Below are 18,220 nucleotides of genomic sequence, written 5' to 3' on the forward strand. Positions count from 1 at the left end.
ACATGACCGGGCAGGCCGGCCGGCGCCGCGCCGGCCTGCGACCCCCGCCCGCGGCGCGGTCGGGCGCAGCGCGCCCCTCGGGCGTCAGACCAGGCCCAGGCGCCGGCCGATCTCGCGGTACAGCGCGACCTGCGCGCGCAGATAGGCCCGCGTCTCCTCCGGCCCCAGCAGCCGCGGGATGCTGCCGGCTGCCCGCACGGCATCCTGCCAGGCGGCGTCGGTCCGCAGCGCCGCCAGCGCCGCGGCCCAGGCCCGGGCCGGTGCCTCCGCCAGGTTGGGCGGCGCGAAAAGCCCGCTCCAGCCCGTGATGGCGGCCAGGGAGGGGACATCCGCCTCCCGCGCCGTCGGCACCGCCGGGAGCATCCGCAGTCGTTCCGAGGTCGCCACCGCCAGGCCGCGCAATTGGCCGCGGCGCAGCGCCGGCAATACCTCGCTGAGGCTGGTGCCGGTGAACTGGACCTCCCCGTCCACCAGGGCCCGCACCGCCTCCCCGCCGCCGCGGAAGGGGCGCGCGAGGCCGGCGTCGATCGGCAGGCCGGCGCCGATGAACAGGTGCCGGACGCCGAGGTCGAGCAGCGTCGCCGCCCCGGAGGTGGCGAAGGCGAGCCGCCCCGGATGTTCCCGCAGGGCGCCGATCAGGTCGGCCAGCCGGTCCCAGGGGGCATCGGCGCGCACGCAGATGATGAAGGGCGACTCCTCCAGCAGGCCCAGCATGGTGAAGTCTTCCCAGGCATAGGGCGTGCGCGGGTCGGTGGCCGGCAGGATGGCGTTGGGGGCGACGCGGGCCAGCAGCAGGGTCTGGCCATCCGGCCGGGCCCGCGAGACGGCAAGGGTGCCCAGCGCGCCCGAGGCGCCGCCGCGGTTCTCGACCTGGATCACCGCGCCGGGGGCGGGCAGGTGGCGTGGCGCATGCGTCGCCAGCAGGCGCGCGGAGATATCGGCCGCCCCCCCGGCCGAGAAGGGCACCATCAAGGTCACCGGCGCGGCGGGATAGACGGCATTGTCCGCGCGGGCGCCGACGGCCCCGGCCGCCAGCGGCAGGCAGGAGAGCAGGGCACGGCGGGCCAGGCGGCGCATGGGTCTCACTCCCCGGGTCCGGATCACCCTCACCCGGCATCTGGTCCGGAATACGGCGGCGGGAGGGGCTCGGCCGGCAAATCTGCCCCCGGAAGGTTGCTCACGTCTTGTTACTGTGATAGCGCCCTCGCGATGACGTCCGCGAACGGCCTGCCGGTGGGCAACTCCCGGCGACCCTCAGCGGCGTTCCCTCGCCTGGGTAGCGACCAGGCAAGGGGCGCCCTTCCTTCGGGGCCAGGACCTCGGACCGCCAGGGCGGTTCGGGCGATCGGTCTCGTCCTCCTCGCTGCGGCACTGGCCGCCCCGGCCGCCCAGGCGGCCCGATCCCAGCCCATCGACCCCCAGCGCACCGCTGCCGAAGCGGGCAAGCAGGCCCTGCAGCGCCCGGCCCCCCGGCGCCAGGTGCATCGCCCATCCCGTCCGGCGCGGGTCGCCGGCACCCCGCGCCTGCCGGACCGGCCGCCGGAATTGCTGCCCGCCCCGGGCTATGCGCCAGCCTTCCAGCTGGAGCCGGCGCCGAGTTCGCCGCGCGCCGCCTGCCTGCGGGCGGCCCGGCGGGCGGAACGCATCCATGGCCTGCCGGAGGGGCTGCTGGTGGCGGTGGCGCTGTCCGAGAGCGGGCTGCATGCGCATGCGCTGAACATCGCCGGCCGGTCGTATTTCCCCGACACCGCAGCCGAGGCGCGGGCCCTGCTGGCCCGCGCACGCGGGTCGGCCATGGCCGGCTGCGTCCAGGTGAATGCCGGCGTGCATGCCCGCAACGCGGATTGGCCGCTGGATGCCGAGCGTTCGGCCGACTGGGCCGGCGGGCTGCTGCGCCGCTGGCAGGTGGAGACCGGCAGCTGGACCCAGGCGCTGGCCCGCTGGCATGGCGGCTCGCCGGCCAGCACCCGCCGCGTGCTGTGCCGGGTGCGGGCGAAGCTGGAGGTGACGTCCCCCGGGTCCCCCGTGCTGGCCGATGCCGGCTGCGCCGGGACCATGGCACGGGAGCGCCGCAACGGCGAGGCGCTGCTGAGCGTCGCCGAGACGGCGGATCGCTGACCGGCGGCCAACGGCCATCGCGGACATGGCGCGACGCGGCAGGTCGGCGATGCCTGCCGCGCGCATGCCGTATTGCGTGCCATCTCGTATCGGCCCGGCCCGCCATGCGATGCCACGATCGGCATGACGGGTGGCGGCGCGGATCGCGCGGACCGTCATCATCCCGAAGTGTGCAGCGGCGTTGCACCCGGGGATGCGGCGCCGGCCAGGTGCATGCGCATGCAACGCCGCGGCGATCCGCGTGCCGATCCGAAGTCGGCCCCATCGGTTCGCCGCGATCCAAGGCCGCAGGCAAGCGGCGGATCATGCAGGCCGTTCCGTCATCGGCTCCGCTGCGATGCCTGCGCGATACGTTGCCAAGCCCGCGACATGGCGCGACCATTGGGCGAAACTTTCCGGGTGGTTATTGCATGCCGTGGCAAGGTCACGCGCTCGTCACAGCGCGGCGCGGCAACGCGGCGAAGCTTCGGCACTTGCCTAATGCAAGGCAGGGATACCCGGGGACATGCAGGACGAAACGCCGGTGCTTCTGGTCGTCGAGGATGATTTCCTCGTCCGCCTCACGCTCGTCGACGCGCTGAGCGATGGCGGCTTCGAGGTGATCGAGGCGGCCGATGCGAAGGAAGCGCTCACCTTGGTTTGCGATCGCGACGACATCGCGGCCATGCTCACCGACATCAACCTGCCCGGCGGGTCGGACGGCTTCGCCCTGGCGCGCGCCGCACGCGTCATACGTCCCGCGCTGCCCGTGGTCTATGCATCGGGCCGCTACGGTGGCGCGGAGGAAGGCCAGGCGGTGGACGGATCGCGCTTCCTGGCGAAGCCCTTCACGCCCTCGCTCGCGGCGGCCGTGCTGCACGACATGATCGGGCATGGCGCGCGCCATGAGGCGCCGCCGCAGGCCGCAGGCACCGAACGGCGTCTGTGACCATCGGCGGCAGCGCCCGCAGGGCGATGCCGCGCCTCAGTTGACCGCCCGGTCCACCGACCGGCCAAGCCGTTCCACCGGCCCGCGCGGCGGATCCACCGTATCGCGCACCGACTGTCCGGCCCGGTCGAGGCTGCGCCCCGCGCGTTCCGCCGGGCCTTCCTGCTGGCAGGCGGCGAGGCCCAGCAGCACCAGCGCCGGCAACCCAAAGCGCATCATCCGCGTCATTCCAATCTCCTTCTTCCGCGACCGTGCCGATGCTGCGGTCGCCCCGGCGGAGACAGCGCGGGATCGCCTGAAAGGTTCATGCCGTGCCGCGACATGTGCGTGAGGCCGCTGGCCACTGCATGGGGATCGCGGCCGCTCCGCTGACTTGAACCGTCACGGCGCGCCGGCATCGCGCAGGCCGCCACCGCGCCGTCGCGCGCGACGCCACCCGCTCGGGTGGCCGATCGCCCGCGGGCCGTCCCGCGGCGCGCGCCGATGCGGGACAGGGCCCGCAGGGCGGCGCTCAGGCCGGGTCGGGTGCCGGGCCCCGCGGCTCGATGCCCGCCGGCACCGGCGGGATCGGCTCCGGCCTCCCGCGTTCCGCCGCGCGCTGGATCGCGTCCATGATCACCTGGTCCCGCAGCCCTTCCTCGCCCGGCGTGTGCGGCCGGCGGCCTTCCCGCACGCAACGGGCCATGTGGTCGATCTCCAGCGCGAACTGGTTGCGCGGGCGAAGCTGCGGCGCCTCTTCGGTGCCCTGCTCGCCGTCCCGCCGGAACAGCCGCAGGCGCTGGCCGCGATAGGCGAAGGCGTCCTCCAGCAGCAGGCTGCCGCGCTCGCCCGAGAGCCGGAAGGATTTCTCCTGATAGGCGCCGTAGCTCGACTGCGCCTGCGCCAGGAAGCCCGACGGGAAGCGCAGGGTGAAGGACATGCTCTCCTCCACCTCGCGGTACCGCTCGTCGCCCGGCGGGCTGTAGGCCTGGGCGCTAACCTCCACCGGCTCCTCGCCGCTCAGGGTGCGTGCCGCGTTTAGGCAATAGAGCCCGATATCCGGCAAGGCGCCGCCGCCCGCCAGCCGCCGGCTGTAGCGCCATTGCGGCCCAGGCCCGTTGGACTGCAGGTTGGCGGCGTGCAAGAAGCGCAGCCTGCCGAGCGCACCGGTCTGCGCGGCGCGGATCGCGGCGCGGTTCGCCTGCTCATACTGGCAGCGATAGGCGACCATCAGCCGCAGATTGGCGCGGGCGCAGGCGGCGATCATGGCGGCGCAATCCTCGGCGCTGGTCGCCATGGGCTTCTCGGTCAGCACATGCTTGCCGATCGCCGCCGCGCGCTCGGTGAACTCCCGGTGCATGGCATTCGGCAGCGCGATGTAGACCGCCTGCACCGCCTGGTCGTCGCGCAGCCGCTCGAAGGCCTCGTAGCCATGCACGGCATCCGGCCGGATGCCGTATTGCCGCGCGACCAGCGCCGCCTTCTCCGCACTGCCGCTGACCAGCGCCACCGGCCGCGCCAGGCGGCATTGCGCGAGAGCCGGCAGCACCTGTTCCAGCGCGATCCGGCCGAGGCCGATGACGGCGAAGCCGACGCGTTCCTCCGGCGGCAGCGGCGCCGGCGGCGGCTCGCCGGGTGGATCGGCCTCGCCGCGCCAGTTCGGAAAGGCGATGCGGCCTTCCTGCACGCCGCCGGCATCGATGGGGGAGGGCGGCGGAGAGCCCGGCACCCCCGCCGCGCTGCCGGCGAGCCCCGCCGCGGCAACGCCCCCCGCCCGCATGATGCCGCGCCGCGTGGTGCCTTCGGCCATCCCGCCTCTCCCGCTGTCGGGCCGGCAACGCCGCGCGGACGCGATGGTTGACGCGGCATGGTCGGTCGTCCGACGCTGTGGCGGAGGGCCGCGCAGACGGTTCCGCCGCCGGGACAATGGGGAACAACCCCGCCGCGCGAGGACCGTCCATGTTCGAGGAGCTCGACCGCCGGACCCAGCTGACCGGCAACCAGAAGCGCATCATCGCCGCCGCCGTGCTCGGCGACATGCTGGAATTCTTCGACTACTTCCTGATCGGCTTCGTCCTGGCCTTCGTGGTCGGGCCCTGGGGGCTGACCTTCGGCCAGTCCGCCATCATCCTGCTCTCCTCAGGCTTCGGCGCCATCGGCGGCGCCTATTTCTGGGGCTGGATGGCGGACCGCATCGGCCGGCGGCCGGTGTTCAACCTGACGATCCTGAATTTCTCGCTTGCCACCGGCGCGCTTGCCTTCACGCCGGAGCATGGCTGGATCTACCTGACCGTGCTGCGCTTCGTCGTCGGCTTCGGCGTCGGCGGCCTCTATTGCGTCGACCTGCCGCTGGTGCAGGAGTTCATGCCGTCGCGGAAGCGGGGCCTGGTCGGCGGGCTCGTCACCGTGTTCATCCCGGTCGGCGTGCTGATCGGCTCGCTCTTCGGTGCCTATCTGGCGCCCGAGATCGGCTGGCGCGGCCTGTTCGCCGCCGGCGTGCTGCCCGGGCTGCTGGTCTTCCTGGTGCGCATCTGGGTGCCGGAATCGCCGCGCTGGCTGGCCCGCCAGGGCCGGCCGGAGGAGGCGCGCCGCGCCCTGGCCTGGGCGCTGGAGGTGAAGCCCGAGAGCCTGCCGCTGCCACGGCCGGAGGAGTATGCCGAGCCGGCGACGCGCTGGACCGACCTGTTCCGCTACCCGCGCAGCCTCGTCGTCTCCTGGGGCGGCAATCTCGGCGCGCAGACCGGCGTCTATGGCGTCACGCTCTGGGCGCCGACGCTGTTCATGCTGATCCTGCACGTGCCGCCTGCCCAGGCGTCGAAGCTGATGATCGGGCTGACGCTGGGTGGCCTGGCCGGGCGGATCTGCTTCTCGCTGCTCTCGGAAGGGATCGGCCGCCGCCGCGCCGGCGGGCTGCTGGGCTTCGGCGCCGCGATCCTCATCGCGCTGGCCGGGATCTACCACGACCAGATGTGGTTCGGGTTCAGCGCGCTCTGGCTGCTGCTGATCGCCGCCTTCTTCTTCGCCGATGGCGGCTTCGCGGTCGTCGGCCCCTATGCCGCGGAAGTCTGGCCGGCGCAGCTGCGCACCACCGGCATGGGCTCGGCCTATGGCTTCGGCGGCATCGGCAAGGTGATCGGGCCGCTCGGGCTCGCCCTGGTGGTGGGCAGCAGCAACGTGATCAAGCCGGAAGCCTCGGTCGAGAACGTCGTGCCGGCCTTCCTGTATCTTGCTGCCTGGTTCGTGCTGGCCGGGGCGATCTATCTCTTCCTCGGCATCGAGACCAGGGGCCGCTCCATCGAGGAGATCGATCGCGACCTGCACCGGCCGCAACCGGCGCCTGGCGCGTTGCCCGTCGCGGGGGAGTGAGCGCGCTTGCGGGGGAGCGCGAGGTGCGCTCCCATCCGCGCAGCCGGATCAGGGAGCCCAACCGTGCTGCAATTCTACTACAACACCGCGCCCAACCCGATGAAGGTCGCCCTCTTCCTCGAGGAGAGCGGCCTGCCCTACGAGGCCATCCCGCTCGACACCCGCAAGGGCGAGCAGTTCCAGCCGGACTACGTGGCGATCAACCCGAACAGCAAGGCGCCGTCCATCGTCGATGACGGCAAGCCGGTCTTCGATTCGAACGCCATCCTGCTCTATCTGGCGGAGAAGACCGGCCAGTTCCTGCCGGCGCCGGAGCATGCCGCCGAGACGCTGTCCTGGCTGATGTTCATCGCCACCGGCATCGGCCCCTATAGCGGGCAATGCGTGCATTTCCGCCATTTCGCGCCGCCCGGCAACGACTACGGCGTGAAGCGCTACGTCTTCGAGGCGGAGCGGCACTGGGGCATCCTGAACGACCGCCTGGCCGGGCGCGACTGGATCGTCGGCGACAGCTATTCCATCGTGGACATGGCGGCATGGGGCTGGGAACGCGCCGCGGCCTTCGTGCTGGGGCAGGAGAAATTCGACAGCCTGACCAACGTGAAGCGGCACTTCGCGGCGATCAATGCGCGGCCGGCGGCCGACCGCGCGGCGGCGATCAAGGACCGGCACGCCTTCAAGACCGAGATGGACGAGGAAGCCAAGCGCTTCATGTTCCGCCACACGGCCACCTGACGGGCCGCGGAGGGGGATGCCTCCCCCTCCGCATCCCCCCGCCGGGACCTCGGGCGAGGCCCCGGACCCGGCCTGAATTCGCAAGGCACCAAGGGAGGAAAGGATGTTCAGGCTCGATGGGAAAGTGGCCATCGTCACCGGGGCCGGCTCGGTCGGGCCGGGCTGGGGCAACGGCAAGGCCACCGCGACCACGCTGGCACGCGCCGGCGCCAGCCTCTTCTGCATCGACGTCAACGAGGCCGCGGCGGCCGAGACGCGCGACATCATCGCGGGGGAGGGCAACACCGCCATCGCCCACCGCGCCGACATGCTGGACAGCAGCGGGGTGCAGGACGCCGTGCAGGCCTGCCTCGCCCGCTTCGGCCGCATCGACATCCTGGTGAACAATGTCGGCGGCTCCGCCCCCGGCGGCCCGGCCGACATGCCGGAGGAGCTCTGGGACCAGCAGATCGACTTCAACCTGAAGACCGCCTTCCTCGGCTGCAAGCATGTCCTTCCGCTGATGGAGGCGCAGGGCAACGGCGTGGTGGTGAACATCTCCTCCGTCGCCGGGCTGCGGATGAACAGCGGCCGCGTGCATGTCGCCTATTCCGCCAGCAAGGCCGGCATCATCGGCTTCAGCAAGTCGGTGGCGCTCGGCTATGCGAAGAAGGGCATCCGCTGCAACACCGTGGTGCCGGGGCTGATGCACACCCCGCTGGTCGAGCATCGCCTGGTCCGCCAGCTCGGCGCCAACGACGCCGAGGCGCTGATCGCCAAGCGCCATGCCAGCGTGCCCATCGGCCATATGGGCACCGGCTGGGACATCGCGCATGCGGTGCTGTTCCTCGCCAGCGACGAGGCCGGCTTCATCACCGGCACGGAGATCGTGGTGGATGGCGGCTTCACCGCCGCGGGGCCGACCTGATGCGCCGTCGCGCCCTCCTCGCCGCGCCGGCGCTGCTGGCGGCGCCGCGGGCGCAGGCGCAGGCCTTCCCCGATCGGCCGGTGACGATCGTCGTGGCCTCGCCGGCCGGCGGCGGGACGGATTTCTCCGCGCGGCTGATCGCCGACCCGCTGGCGCAGCGCCTCGGCGTGCCGGTGGTGGTGGAGAACCGCCCGGGCGGCAACGGCACGGTCGGGCTGCTGGCATCGGCGCGCGCCCGGCCGGACGGGCACACGCTGACCGTCGGCTATTCCGGCACCATGACCGGCCGGCCGGCGGTGGAGGGCACCGGCGATTTCGATCCGCAGAAGGATTTCGTCCCGATCGCGCAGCTGACGGACACGCCGCAGGTGATGCTGGTGCATCCCTCCATCCCCGCCCGCACGCTGCCCGAGTTCGTCGCCCATGCGAAGCAGCGGCCGGGGCAGCTGAACTACGCCTCGGCCGGCAACGGGTCGCTGCACCATCTGGGGACGGAGCTGCTGAAGCGCCGCACCGGCATCGACCTGGTGCACATCCCCTATCGCGGCACCGGGGAGACGATGAGCGACCTGGTCGCCGGCCGGGTGCAGTTCTACATGAACAGCCCGCCGCCGGTGATCGCCTTCATCCGCGACGGCCGCCTGCGTGCCATCGCCACCACCGGGCAGGCGCGGCACCCGGCGCTGCCGGACGTGCCGAGCCTGCCGGAATCGGGCCTCGCGGATTTCCCCGTGGATGTCTGGTACGCGCTCTACGCGCCGGCCCGCACGCCGCCGCCCATCCAGGACCGGCTGGCGCGGGAGGTGCGGGCGGTGCTGGCCGACCCCGCCGTGCAATCCCGCGCGCAGGAGGCCGGCACCTTCGTCCGCCATGCCGATGCCGCCACCGTCGCCGCCCGGCTGGTCCGGGAAACCGCGGCCTGGACCGAGGTGGTCAAGGCCGTCGGCATCCGGCCCGACTGACCCCGGCCGCCCCGCGCCAGGCGACAGGCACCAGGGCGTCCGACCCATGCCCGTCGGCCCGGCCCATGCCCACAAAAGAAAGGCCCGCCGGTGCGATCCGGCGGGCCGAGTTGCCCCGGGCCATGGCCCGGGATGGGAGGGGGGAGGAAGGGGAGACCTCTCGATCGCCCACAGAGACCATGGCGCGGCCGGCCGGCCGCGTGCTGTGCCGCGGCGCACGCGGCCGGTCAGCCTGGCGCCATCTGCGCCCATTCCTCCGCGGTGAAGCGGGGCGTGATGTGCTGCGGGCAATTCCAGTCATGGCCGGCGATCTCGATCAGCACGGCACTTTCGGCCTGGCGTTCGGCGCCCGGCGGCGTCAGCCGCGCCAGCAGCGCCGGGTCGTCCCGCACCACCCGCGCATGGCCCAGCAGCTTCAGGCGGCGGCGGTTGGCGTAGTCCATGAAGAACAGCGACACGCGGTCGTTGTTGGCGAGGTTGCCGACGGAGATGTGCTGGCGGTTGCCGGTCAGGTCGGCGAAGCCGATGGTCTTCGCATCCAGCACCTGCACGAAGCCGGGCGGCCCGCCGCGGTGCTGCATGTAGGGCCAGCCGGTTTCGGACACCGTCGCCATGTAGACGCTGTCGCGGGCGCGGATGAAGCCGGCTTCCACCGCGGTCAGCAGCGAGTCGTCGCGCCCGGCCGCGATGACCTTGGCGTAGTGCGGTGCGGAGCCGAGGCGTTCCTGCTCCGCCTGGACGGTGGGCGTGAAGGCGATCTCCGCGAAATGCTTGCCCATGGGACGGACTCCTGGTGTCCCGAGGCCTTTCGGCCCCTGGTGAGGCAGGGCCGGAGGGGGCGGCGCCTCCTCCGGTCCGAGTTCAGCCCTTGGCGTGCTGCCGCAGGAAGGGATCGATCAGCCCGGCGATCGCCGCGGCATGGGTTTCCAGCGCGAAATGCCCGGTATCCAGCAGGTGGACGCCGTCCACCGGCAAGTCGCGCCGGAAGGCCTCGGCCCCGGCCGGGCCGAAGAAGGGGTCGTTCTTCCCCCAGGCCACCAGCGTAGGCCAGCGGTGCCGGCGGAACGCCGCCTGCCACGCCGGGTAGAGGGCGACGTTGCTGGCATAGTCGCGGAACAGATCGAGCTGGATCTCGGCATTGCCGGGCCGGTCGAGCCGCGCCTGGTCATGCGTCCAGCCATCGGGCGAGACCAGGTCCGGGTCCGGGACCCCATGGGTGTACTGCCACTTCGTCGTCGGCAGCGTGGTGAAAGGGCGCAGCGCCTCGCGCTTCGCGGGGTCGTCGGGCGCCGACCAGTAGGCGCGGATCGGTGCCCAGGCCTCCAGCAGCCCTTCCTCATAGGCATTGCCGTTTTGGGTGACGATGGCGGTCACCCGCTCCGGCTGCGCCGCGGCGAGGCGCCAGCCGACCGGCGCGCCATAGTCGAAGACGTAGAGGGCGAAGCGCTGCAGGCTCACCGCGCGGGTGAAGCCTTGCATCACCCGGGCGATGGTCTCGAAGCTGTAGGCGAACCGCGCGGGATCCGGTGCCGCCGAGAAGCCGAAGCCGGGGAAGTCCGGCGCCACCACCCGGTAGCGCCCGGCCAGGCGCGGGATCAGGTCCCGGAACATGTGGGAGCTGGTGGGGTAGCCATGCAGCAGCAGCAGCGCGGGCGCATCGGCCGGCCCTGCTTCCCGGTAGAAGATCTCCAGGCCATCGACCGTCACGGTGCGGTAGCGGACCGGGCCCGTAGCACCCGGCGAGGGCAGCACCGCGGGCTGCGCCGCGGCGGGCATGGCGAGCGCCGCGCCGAGGGCGGCGCCGGCATGGAAGAGGTGTCTGCGGTGCATCCTGCTGTCTCCTGCCATCTGGCCTGGCAGGAGAATGGCTCTTGCGCCTCGGAAGAAGAATGCGGTCAGATCGCAAGGCAGTCTTCTTCTGGGTGGAAGAATGGATCGGCTCGAGGAGTTGCGGCTCTTCGTGGCGGCGGTGGAGGCGGGCAGCCTTGCGGCGGCCGGGCGACGCCTTGGGCATTCGCCGCCCGCCATGACCCGCATGCTCGCCGGGCTGGAGGAACGGCTGGGTGTCCGCTTGCTGGACCGCAGCACGCGCCACCTGGCGCCGACGGAAGCCGGGCGCCGGCTGACCGAACAGGCCCGCCGCCTGCTGGCCGACTATGCCGAGGCGATGGCGGAGGCGGCGGGCGAGGGCACGGCGCCGCGCGGAAGGCTGCGGGTCGCGGCGCCGCTGGTCTTCGGCCGGCTGCATGTCGCGCCCGTCGTGACGGCGTTCCTCGCCGCGCAGCCGGCGGTCACGGCGGAGCTGCTGCTCTCCGACCAAAATGCGGACCTGCTGGAGGAAGGCGTGGACGTCGCGGTGCGCATCGGCCAGCTCGGCGAGAGCGGGCTCGTGGCGCGGCGGGTCGGGCAGGTGCGGCGCTGGCTGGCGGCGAGCCCCGCCTATCTCGCCGCGCGTGGGACGCCGCAGACCCCGGAAGACCTGGTCGGCCACGACACGGTGGTCTTCCATGGCCGGGCCTTTCCGCCGGATTGGCGCTTCGCCGCGCCGGACGGGCAGGAGGCGACGGTGCGTGTCACGCCGCGCTTCGCGGTGAACGAGGCGCGGGCGGCGGTCGCCGCGGCGGTCGCCGGCCATGGCATCCTGCGCGCCCTGTCCTACCAGATGGCGGACGAGCTCGCCTCCGGCGCGCTGGTCCGCCTCCTGCCGGCCTGGGAGACGCCGCCGCTGCCGGTGCAGCTGGTCTTTCCCTCGGCGCGGCTTCTGCCGCCGCGGGTCCGCGCCTTCCTTGATTTCGCGGCGCCGCGTTTCGCGGCCCTGGCGGTGCTGCGGGGTTGAAGCCAGGGACAGGGCAGGCCCGTCCGACGCGGCGATGGCAACCCGCGCGGGGCCGGGTCAGAACACCGTGCCGTCGCTGCGGATGCGGAGGGGCGAGCCGCCATCGGCGCGGCGTTCGCGGGCGATGCGCCGGCCGGCATGCCATGTCCCGCCCTCCAGCACGCGCGCCAGCGGGAAGGCCTCGGCCGTCAGGTCCAGGCGTGCGCGCACAAGCGGCGCGACTGCGTCCAGCAGCGCGACGGTCAGGGCGCGCCATTCGACGATGGGCAGGTCGCCCGGGTCGTGCTCCGCCTGCAGCAGCGCCGGGTCGCGTGGCCGCAGCACGCCCATGTCGAGGAAAAGCCCGCCATTGCGGTATTCCGGCAGGCCGGTGAGTGCATCGAGGTCGGTGACCCGGATCCCCGCCTCCTCCAGCGGCTCGACCAGCGAATAGGCCAGCCATTGCGAGAGCTTGTGGAAGGGGACCAGACCGGCGGTGCCGTCGGCGCGGCGGATGCCGGGATGCCGCCAGCAATCGCCGAGGTTCACGCCATCCAGCGTCTCCCGCCCCGGCCAGATCGGGCCGAGCGCGTGCAGCAGGGTCACGAGGATGGCGCGGGCGGGCAGGGCGCCGTCCACCGCCTGCGCCGCCAGGTCGTCGAAAAGGGCGCCCGGCCGGTCCATCCCGGCGGCGATCAGGGTGCGGCCGAGGCGCTGCAGCAGCGTGGCCCGGCCCTCCAGCCCCAGCAGCGGATTGTCCGGCCCGGCCTGGAAGCCCTCCGCCAAGTCGGCGGCGGCCAGGTCCGTCAGGCGCTCCGCCTCGACGCGGCCGGGGCCGAAGGTGCCGGCGGCGAACATCGCCAGGCTGGCGAGCGCCAGCCCTTCGGACCGGCCATGGCCCTCGCCGGTCACGGGGTCGCGGTAGCGCCAGGCCATCCCGGCGCCTGCATCGAGCAGGACAGAGAGGATGACGAGGTCGAAGGCCGCCCGGGCGCGCTCCGCGACGTCGTCCGGCAGGGTGGTGCGCAGCGCGCCCCAGCGGTCATGGCCGCCCGCCGCGAAGTGCCGCCAGCGGGCATGGAAAGGGACAGTCAGGTCGGGGTAGTTCGCCCGCACCACCTCGGCGACCAGGTCGGCGGTCGCCGCCATCGCCTCCGGCTGCACCAGCCAGTGCTGCAGCCGGTGATCCAGGCCCAGGGCATGCAGCTCATGGGCCCGCTCGCGCACCGCCTCCGGCGTCAGCAGCAGGGCGGCCGGCGACGCCTCGGCCCGGCTCACATCTCCCCCAGCGCGCGGCCGATGGTCCGCTTCAGCGCCGCCTCGTCCGGCACCTCCGGCGCGTAGTAGCCGGCCGCCTTCTTGGCCTCGATCTCGACGCTGGCATCGGGCGGGATGCGGTTGGCCGGGATCGGCACGCGCTCGCCGATCTCGATGCCCTGCTCGACCATGGCGTCGTGCTTCATGTTGGACATCGACACCAGGCGATGGATCTTGGTGATCCCCAGCCAGTGCAGCACATCCGGCATCAGCTGCTGGAAGCGGGCGTCCTGCACGCCGGCGACGCATTCGGTGCGCTCGAAATAGGTGGCGGCCTGGTCGCCGCCCTCCTGCCGCTTGCGGGCGTTGTAGACCAGGAACTTCGTCACCTCGCCCAGGGCGCGGCCTTCCTTGCGGTTGTAGACGACCAGGCCGACGCCGCCTTCCTGCGCCGCCCGCACGCTCTCCTCGATGCCGTGGATCAGGTAGGGCCGGCAGGTGCAGATGTCGGACCCGAAGACGTCCGAGCCGTTGCATTCGTCATGCACCCGGCAGGTCAGCGGCACGCGGCGGTCGGCGAGCTTCGCCGGGTCGCCGAAGATGTAGACGCTGATGCCGCCGATCGGCGGCAGGAAGACCGAGAGGTCGGGGCGGGTGACGAGTTCCGGGTACATCCCGCCGGTCTGCTCGAACAGGGTGCGGCGCAGGTCATGTTCCTGCACGCCGAAGCGCCCGGCGATGCCGGGCAGCCACCAGACCGGGTCCACCGCCGCCTTGGTGACGGAGATGTCGCCGCCCGGATGCAGGATGACGCCGTCCGGCTTCAGGTCGCCGGTCGGCAGCAGGGCGTTGAGTTCCGCCATGTTCAGCCGGGCCCGGGTGATGGCGATGCTCGGGCGGATGTCGATCCCCTCGGCGATGGCGTCGCCGAAGACATCCCCGACCACATGTCCCCAGGGATCGAGCGAGACGATCTTCCCCGGCTCGGTCCATTGCGGATAAGGACCGATGGCGGTGACGGGATGGGTATTCGCCAGGTCGGGCCGCTGCAGTGGCGACAGGGTGCCGGAGGAGACGGCCAGCGCCCGGTAGAGCGAGTAGGACCCGCCATGGGTGCCGATGACATTGCGGTCGCCGGGGCGGGTGACGGATCCGATGACCGGCCCGCGCGCCGCCGGCGTGGCGGCGCCCCAGGCGATCTGCCAGCGATGCGCCTGCGGCTCCGGATGGGAGGTCAGGCGGATATGGCGGGGCTGGTTGATGCTCATGCGGGTCCGGCGGGGTTCCAGCCGGCAATCTCGGGCCGATGGTCCCGCCCCGCAAGTGCCGGGAAGGTTAAGCCTTTTCGGCCAGCAGCCGCCGCAGCCGGTCGAAGCGCGGGTCCGGGTCGCCGCCGAAGCGGAAGCTGCCGCTGGCGCGCAGCACCGGCACGCCGTCGGCGATCACCAGGCACTGGCCGAACAGGGTGCTGCGGGTCACCGCCAGCACTTCCGGCCGTGCGTCCACCCAGGTGCCGAGCGCGGCCGGCGCCAGGAAATCCTGGGTCAGGGACACCGTCACCAGGAAACGGCTCAGCCGCGCCAGGTAGTTGCAGCCGCCGGTCAGCACGATGTCGGCGAAGCCGGCCAGCATCCCGCCATGGCACTGGCCGACCGGGTTGCAGTGCCGCGCCTCCACCCGGAAGCCGATGGCCAGCCCCTCGCCCTCCGCCCGCGCCCAGAAGGGGCCGAGGATGCTGTTGAAGATGCCGGGATCATGGCCCGGCATCTGCACGAAGCCCGCCGGGACCTCCATCGGCACCTCAGCAGCCAAGCTGGTGCGCGAGGTCCTGGAAATCCTTCGCCACCGCGTCCCAGGCCTCGCTCGGCGCCAGGTCGGTGGATTGCTCCGGCCCGTGCTCGGTCGGGCGGTGCACGAAGGCGGTGGCCAGGCCGCAGGCGCGCGCCGCCTTCAGGTCGCCGTTATGCGCCGCCACCAGGCACAGTTCGGCCGGGCGGATGCCGAGGATCTCGGCGGTGCGCAGATAGGCCTCCGGCTGCGGCTTGTAGGCCTGCGCCACCTCGGCGCCCAGGATCGCATCCCAGGGAATGCCGGCGCGCTTGGCCATGTTGGTCATCAGCGCGATGTTGCCGTTGGACAGCGGCGCGATGATGAATTTCCGCTTCAGCCGGGTCAGTCCCGCCACCGCCTCCGGCCAGGGATCCAGCCGGTGCCAGGCGCGGTTCAGGTCGTCCAGCGCGGCCTCGCCCAGCGTGGCGGGGTCGATGCCGTGGTCCTGCAGCACGCCCTCCAGGTTCTCCCGGTGCAGGACATCCAGCCGGGTGAAGGGCCGGCGGCCGCTGCGGCATGCCTCCATCGCCGGCTGGTAGCGCTTCCGCCAGGCATCGGCGAAGGCGCGCGGGTCGATATCCTGCCGGCCAAGCCGCGCGAGGACCGGGGCGGCGTCGCGCGCGACGCCTTCCCGCCAGTCCACCACCGTGCCGAAGACGTCGAAGACCAGCGCCTGCACGCTCTCGAAGCGGGTCACTGCGCGGCCTCCTGCGCCCAGCGGGCGTCGAAATCCCAGACCTCGGGGAAGCCCATCAGCTCGGTCATCCGCTTGAAGCCGTAGCTCTCGCCGATGGCGGTGCTGTCGCCGGTCTGCTTCAGATGCGCATAGGCCTTCTCCAGCGCCGCCGCGGCGGCGAGGAAGCCGATGGCCGGGTAGATCGCCATGCCGTAGCCGATCTCGGCCAGCCGCGCGGCCGGCAGGATGGGGGTGCGGCCACCTTCCACCATGTTGGCCAGCAGCGGCTTGCGGATCGCCTTGCCGATGGCCTGCATCTCCGCCTCGGTCTCCGGGCTCTCGATGAAGATGATGTCGGCGCCGGCCTCCTCGAACATCCGGCCGCGGCGGATCGCCTCCTCCAGGCCCAGCGTGGTCCGCGCATCGGTGCGGGCGACGATCAGGAAATCCGGGTCCTTGCGCGCCTCGGCGGCAACGCGGATCTTGAGGACCATCTCCTCGGCCGGGATGACGCGGCGGCCGGGCGTGTGGCCGCATTTCTTCGGCATCTCCTGGTCTTCGAGCTGGATGCCGGAAACCCCTGCCGCCTCGTAGCCCATGACGGTGTGGCGGACGTTCAGCAGCCCGCCATAGCCGGTATCGGCATCCGCGATCACCGGCGTCCGGCAGCCCCGCGCCATCTGCCCGACCCGGGACACCATGTCCGTGTAGGTGGCGATGCCGGCATCCGCGACGCCGAGGTGCGAGGCGACGGTGCCGAAGCCGGTGACGTAGAGGCAATCGAAGCCCATCCCGTCCGCCACCTTGGCGCTGATCATGTCGAAGATGCCGGGGGCGACGACGAAGCGGCGGGCGGCGAGGGCCGCCTTCAGGCGCGGATCGGCCATGGGATGCTGGTTCCTACTGCTCTTTCTTGATGGTGCCCGCGGCGGCCGCGGCCGCCCAGAGCCTGTCCTCCCGCTGCGCCGCCGCCGCCAGGCCGGCCGCCGGCTGCAGGGTCGGCTCGATGCCCATGGCGGTGAAGCGCTGCTGCAGCGTGGCATCGGCAAAGGCGCGGGTCAGCGCGGCGAAGAGGGTCTGCGCCACGCCCTCCGGCAGGCCGGCCGGCCCGTACAGCCCCACCCAGCCGGACAGGTCGAACTCGGCGATGCCCTGTTCCTGCGCGGTCGCCGCATCCGGGAAGAAGGGCGTGCGCGTGGCGGTGGAGGCGGCGAGCAGCCGCACCCGCCCCGTCTGCATATGCGGCATGACGCTGGCGGTGCTGGTCCAGCCGACCGGCAGGTGGCCGGCGACGATGTCGTTCATGAGCTGCCCGCCGGAGCGGTACTGCACATCCGGCATCTCGACGCCGGCGCGCCGGGCCAATTCCTGGCCGACGAAGGAGGACAGCGCTTCAGTGCTGCCGGTGCCGACCCGCCCCGGATTGCGGCGGGCGAAATCCAGCATGGCGCGCAGATCGCCATAGGGCTGCCCGGTGCCGGTCACCAGCATCATGGTGTTGCGGGTCAGCAGCGCGACCGGCGTGAAGTCCTTCAGCGGGTCATAGGGCAGGGAGGCGAGGAAGTAGCGGTTGGCCACATGGGTGGACACCACGGCCATCAGCGTGTGCCCGTCCGGCTCCGCCCGCGCGACCAGTTCCGAGCCGATGACGCCGGCGCCGCCGGCGCGGTTCTCGACGACGACGGGCTGTGCCAGGGCCGGGCGAAGTGCCTCGCCCAGGGCGCGGGCCAGCAGGTCGGTGCCGCCGCCGGCGGCGTAGGGCACGATCAGCCGGATGGGCCGCGTCGGCCAGGCCTGCGCCCGGGCGGGCCGGGCCAGCAGAGCGGGGGCGGCCAGCAGCGCGCGGCGACCGGGATGCATGGCGTGGCCCTCCCCTTGGCGTGATCGCCGGCGGCGCCATTCCCCGGCGCGCCAGCGGGCGGCGGGAGTATCCGCCCGGCCGGGACGGATGCAAGGCCCCGCCGGCCGTGGCAGGATGCGCCCGGGACAGACGAGGAGGACGCCCATGCCCGATGCCAGTGGCCGCCCCATGGCGGCGACCGCCGTCGCCGAGATCGAGGCGGTGATCCAGACCTATTTCGACGGCCTCTACGAGGGCAATGTCGACAAGCTGGCCGCCGCCTTCCACCCGGTGAGCCATCTGTACTGCGAGAAGGAGGGCGGCGTGCTGGACGTGCCGCGCGAGCAGTGGTTCGAGATGGTGCGCAAGCGCGAGAGCGCGGCGAGCAAGGGCCTGGCGCGCGACGACCGGATCCTGCTGATGGACATCAGCGGGCCGGAGACCGCCTTCGTGAAGGTCGCCTGCCAGATCCCGCCGCGCTACTTCACCGACTACCTCGTGCTGAACCGGACCAGCGAGGGCTGGAAGATCGTCAGCAAGGTGTATCGGGCCGAGGTCCGCGACTGACGCGGAGCGCGGCGCGGCCGCCGCGCCGCGGAAAGCGGCCGTGCCGGCGATGACCTGGACCGGCCCCCCGGGCCTTCGGAATGCAGGGGCCGGTCCGGGCGCCCCGCCTCTCGGGCCAGCCCCGCGAGGCCGCCCCGCGGGGGCTGCGGCAGGGATGATCAGGCGATGACCGATCGCGGATCGCCGCGCCCCATCCGCCTCGACCGCTGGGCGGGCCGGCAGCGCGGGCCCGCACGCGGC

At 72.6% G+C, this 18,220-nt stretch carries 19 protein-coding genes; 8 read left to right on the plus strand and 11 right to left on the minus strand.

Translation table 11 applies throughout. From position 1 onward, the window contains the following. Window positions 1–84: 84 nt before the first annotated feature. Complete coding sequence (locus E2C05_RS17460; protein WP_133220930.1) at window positions 85–1,077, minus strand: Bug family tripartite tricarboxylate transporter substrate binding protein; 993 nt, start codon at window positions 1,075–1,077, stop codon at window positions 85–87. A gap of 402 nt (window positions 1,078–1,479) precedes the next feature. Here E2C05_RS17460 and E2C05_RS17465 point away from each other — a divergent pair, with 402 nt between their 5' ends. Further along, window positions 1,480–2,118, plus strand: a complete 639-nt coding sequence (locus E2C05_RS17465) for a transglycosylase (protein WP_240046773.1) — start codon at window positions 1,480–1,482, stop codon at window positions 2,116–2,118. A 505-nt stretch (window positions 2,119–2,623) separates the two neighbouring features. After that, entirely contained in the window at window positions 2,624–3,046 is a 423-nt protein-coding gene (locus E2C05_RS17470) for a response regulator (RefSeq protein ID WP_133220931.1), read from the plus strand. Window positions 3,047–3,082: 36 nt separating this feature from the next. Here E2C05_RS17470 and E2C05_RS17475 read toward each other — a convergent pair whose 3' ends face one another. Together E2C05_RS17475 and E2C05_RS17480 are read right to left on the minus strand one after the other, a co-directional pair. Next, window positions 3,083–3,274 (minus strand): hypothetical protein, encoded by a 192-nt coding sequence (locus E2C05_RS17475; RefSeq protein ID WP_133220932.1) that lies wholly within the window; start codon window positions 3,272–3,274, stop codon window positions 3,083–3,085. A gap of 283 nt (window positions 3,275–3,557) precedes the next feature. After that, window positions 3,558–4,835, minus strand: coding sequence for a Gfo/Idh/MocA family protein (locus E2C05_RS17480; RefSeq protein ID WP_133220933.1), 1,278 nt, complete (start codon window positions 4,833–4,835; stop codon window positions 3,558–3,560). 149 nt (window positions 4,836–4,984) lie between these two features. On the opposite strand from E2C05_RS17480, the gene E2C05_RS17485 reads away from it, so the two are divergent. The 4 genes from E2C05_RS17485 (at window position 4,985) to E2C05_RS17500 (ending at window position 8,995) form a co-directional block, all read left to right on the plus strand. Next, window positions 4,985–6,391 carry an MFS transporter gene (locus tag E2C05_RS17485; protein ID WP_133220934.1) on the plus strand — a complete coding sequence of 469 codons (1,407 nt, stop codon included), beginning with the start codon at window positions 4,985–4,987 and terminating at the stop codon, window positions 6,389–6,391. 63 nt (window positions 6,392–6,454) lie between these two features. After that, window positions 6,455–7,126 (plus strand): glutathione S-transferase family protein, encoded by a 672-nt coding sequence (locus E2C05_RS17490; RefSeq protein ID WP_133220935.1) that lies wholly within the window; start codon window positions 6,455–6,457, stop codon window positions 7,124–7,126. 103 nt (window positions 7,127–7,229) lie between these two features. Beyond that, on the plus strand, window positions 7,230–8,033 hold the full coding sequence (locus tag E2C05_RS17495) for an SDR family NAD(P)-dependent oxidoreductase (RefSeq protein WP_133220936.1): 804 nt from the start codon (window positions 7,230–7,232) through the stop codon (window positions 8,031–8,033). Beyond that, entirely contained in the window at window positions 8,033–8,995 is a 963-nt protein-coding gene (locus tag E2C05_RS17500) for a Bug family tripartite tricarboxylate transporter substrate binding protein (RefSeq protein WP_133220937.1), read from the plus strand. The genes E2C05_RS17495 and E2C05_RS17500 overlap by 1 nt, the downstream gene beginning before the upstream one ends. Before the next feature lie 227 nt (window positions 8,996–9,222). Here E2C05_RS17500 and E2C05_RS17505 read toward each other — a convergent pair whose 3' ends face one another. Both E2C05_RS17505 and E2C05_RS17510 read right to left on the minus strand, forming a co-directional pair. Continuing rightward, complete coding sequence (locus E2C05_RS17505) at window positions 9,223–9,774, minus strand: pyridoxamine 5'-phosphate oxidase family protein (protein ID WP_133220938.1); 552 nt, start codon at window positions 9,772–9,774, stop codon at window positions 9,223–9,225. 82 nt (window positions 9,775–9,856) lie between these two features. After that, window positions 9,857–10,825 (minus strand): alpha/beta fold hydrolase, encoded by a 969-nt coding sequence (locus tag E2C05_RS17510; RefSeq protein WP_133220939.1) that lies wholly within the window; start codon window positions 10,823–10,825, stop codon window positions 9,857–9,859. 100 nt (window positions 10,826–10,925) lie between these two features. Here E2C05_RS17510 and E2C05_RS17515 point away from each other — a divergent pair, with 100 nt between their 5' ends. Beyond that, on the plus strand, window positions 10,926–11,831 hold the full coding sequence (locus tag E2C05_RS17515; protein WP_133220940.1) for a LysR family transcriptional regulator: 906 nt from the start codon (window positions 10,926–10,928) through the stop codon (window positions 11,829–11,831). Window positions 11,832–11,888: 57 nt separating this feature from the next. On the opposite strand, the gene E2C05_RS17520 is transcribed toward E2C05_RS17515, so the two are convergent. The 6 genes from E2C05_RS17520 to E2C05_RS17545 all read right to left on the minus strand — a co-directional run bounded on the left by E2C05_RS17520 (window position 11,889) and on the right by E2C05_RS17545 (window position 17,433). Continuing rightward, window positions 11,889–13,088, minus strand: coding sequence for a URC4/urg3 family protein (locus E2C05_RS17520; protein ID WP_133220941.1), 1,200 nt, complete (start codon window positions 13,086–13,088; stop codon window positions 11,889–11,891). Continuing rightward, window positions 13,085–14,335 carry a GTP cyclohydrolase II gene (locus E2C05_RS17525; RefSeq protein ID WP_133220942.1) on the minus strand — a complete coding sequence of 417 codons (1,251 nt, stop codon included), beginning with the start codon at window positions 14,333–14,335 and terminating at the stop codon, window positions 13,085–13,087. Before E2C05_RS17525 ends, E2C05_RS17520 begins: the two co-directional genes overlap by 4 nt. Window positions 14,336–14,402: 67 nt before the next feature. Next, window positions 14,403–14,861, minus strand: coding sequence for a PaaI family thioesterase (locus E2C05_RS17530; RefSeq protein ID WP_158292194.1), 459 nt, complete (start codon window positions 14,859–14,861; stop codon window positions 14,403–14,405). A 7-nt stretch (window positions 14,862–14,868) separates the two neighbouring features. Beyond that, entirely contained in the window at window positions 14,869–15,594 is a 726-nt protein-coding gene (locus E2C05_RS17535; RefSeq protein WP_133220944.1) for a haloacid dehalogenase type II, read from the minus strand. Beyond that, window positions 15,591–16,460 (minus strand): isocitrate lyase/PEP mutase family protein, encoded by an 870-nt coding sequence (locus E2C05_RS17540; protein ID WP_133220945.1) that lies wholly within the window; start codon window positions 16,458–16,460, stop codon window positions 15,591–15,593. Before E2C05_RS17540 ends, E2C05_RS17535 begins: the two co-directional genes overlap by 4 nt. Window positions 16,461–16,473: 13 nt before the next feature. Then, window positions 16,474–17,433 carry a Bug family tripartite tricarboxylate transporter substrate binding protein gene (locus E2C05_RS17545; RefSeq protein WP_158292195.1) on the minus strand — a complete coding sequence of 320 codons (960 nt, stop codon included), beginning with the start codon at window positions 17,431–17,433 and terminating at the stop codon, window positions 16,474–16,476. Window positions 17,434–17,578: 145 nt separating this feature from the next. Here E2C05_RS17545 and E2C05_RS17550 point away from each other — a divergent pair, with 145 nt between their 5' ends. Then, a complete protein-coding gene (locus E2C05_RS17550; RefSeq protein ID WP_200305311.1) occupies window positions 17,579–17,980 on the plus strand; it encodes a nuclear transport factor 2 family protein in 402 nt (133 codons plus the stop codon). Window positions 17,981–18,220 lie beyond the last annotated feature (240 nt).

Origin of the sequence: Paracraurococcus ruber (assembly GCF_004353985.1) — a bacterium.
GTDB classification, from domain to species: domain Bacteria; phylum Pseudomonadota; class Alphaproteobacteria; order Acetobacterales; family Acetobacteraceae; genus Paracraurococcus; species Paracraurococcus ruber.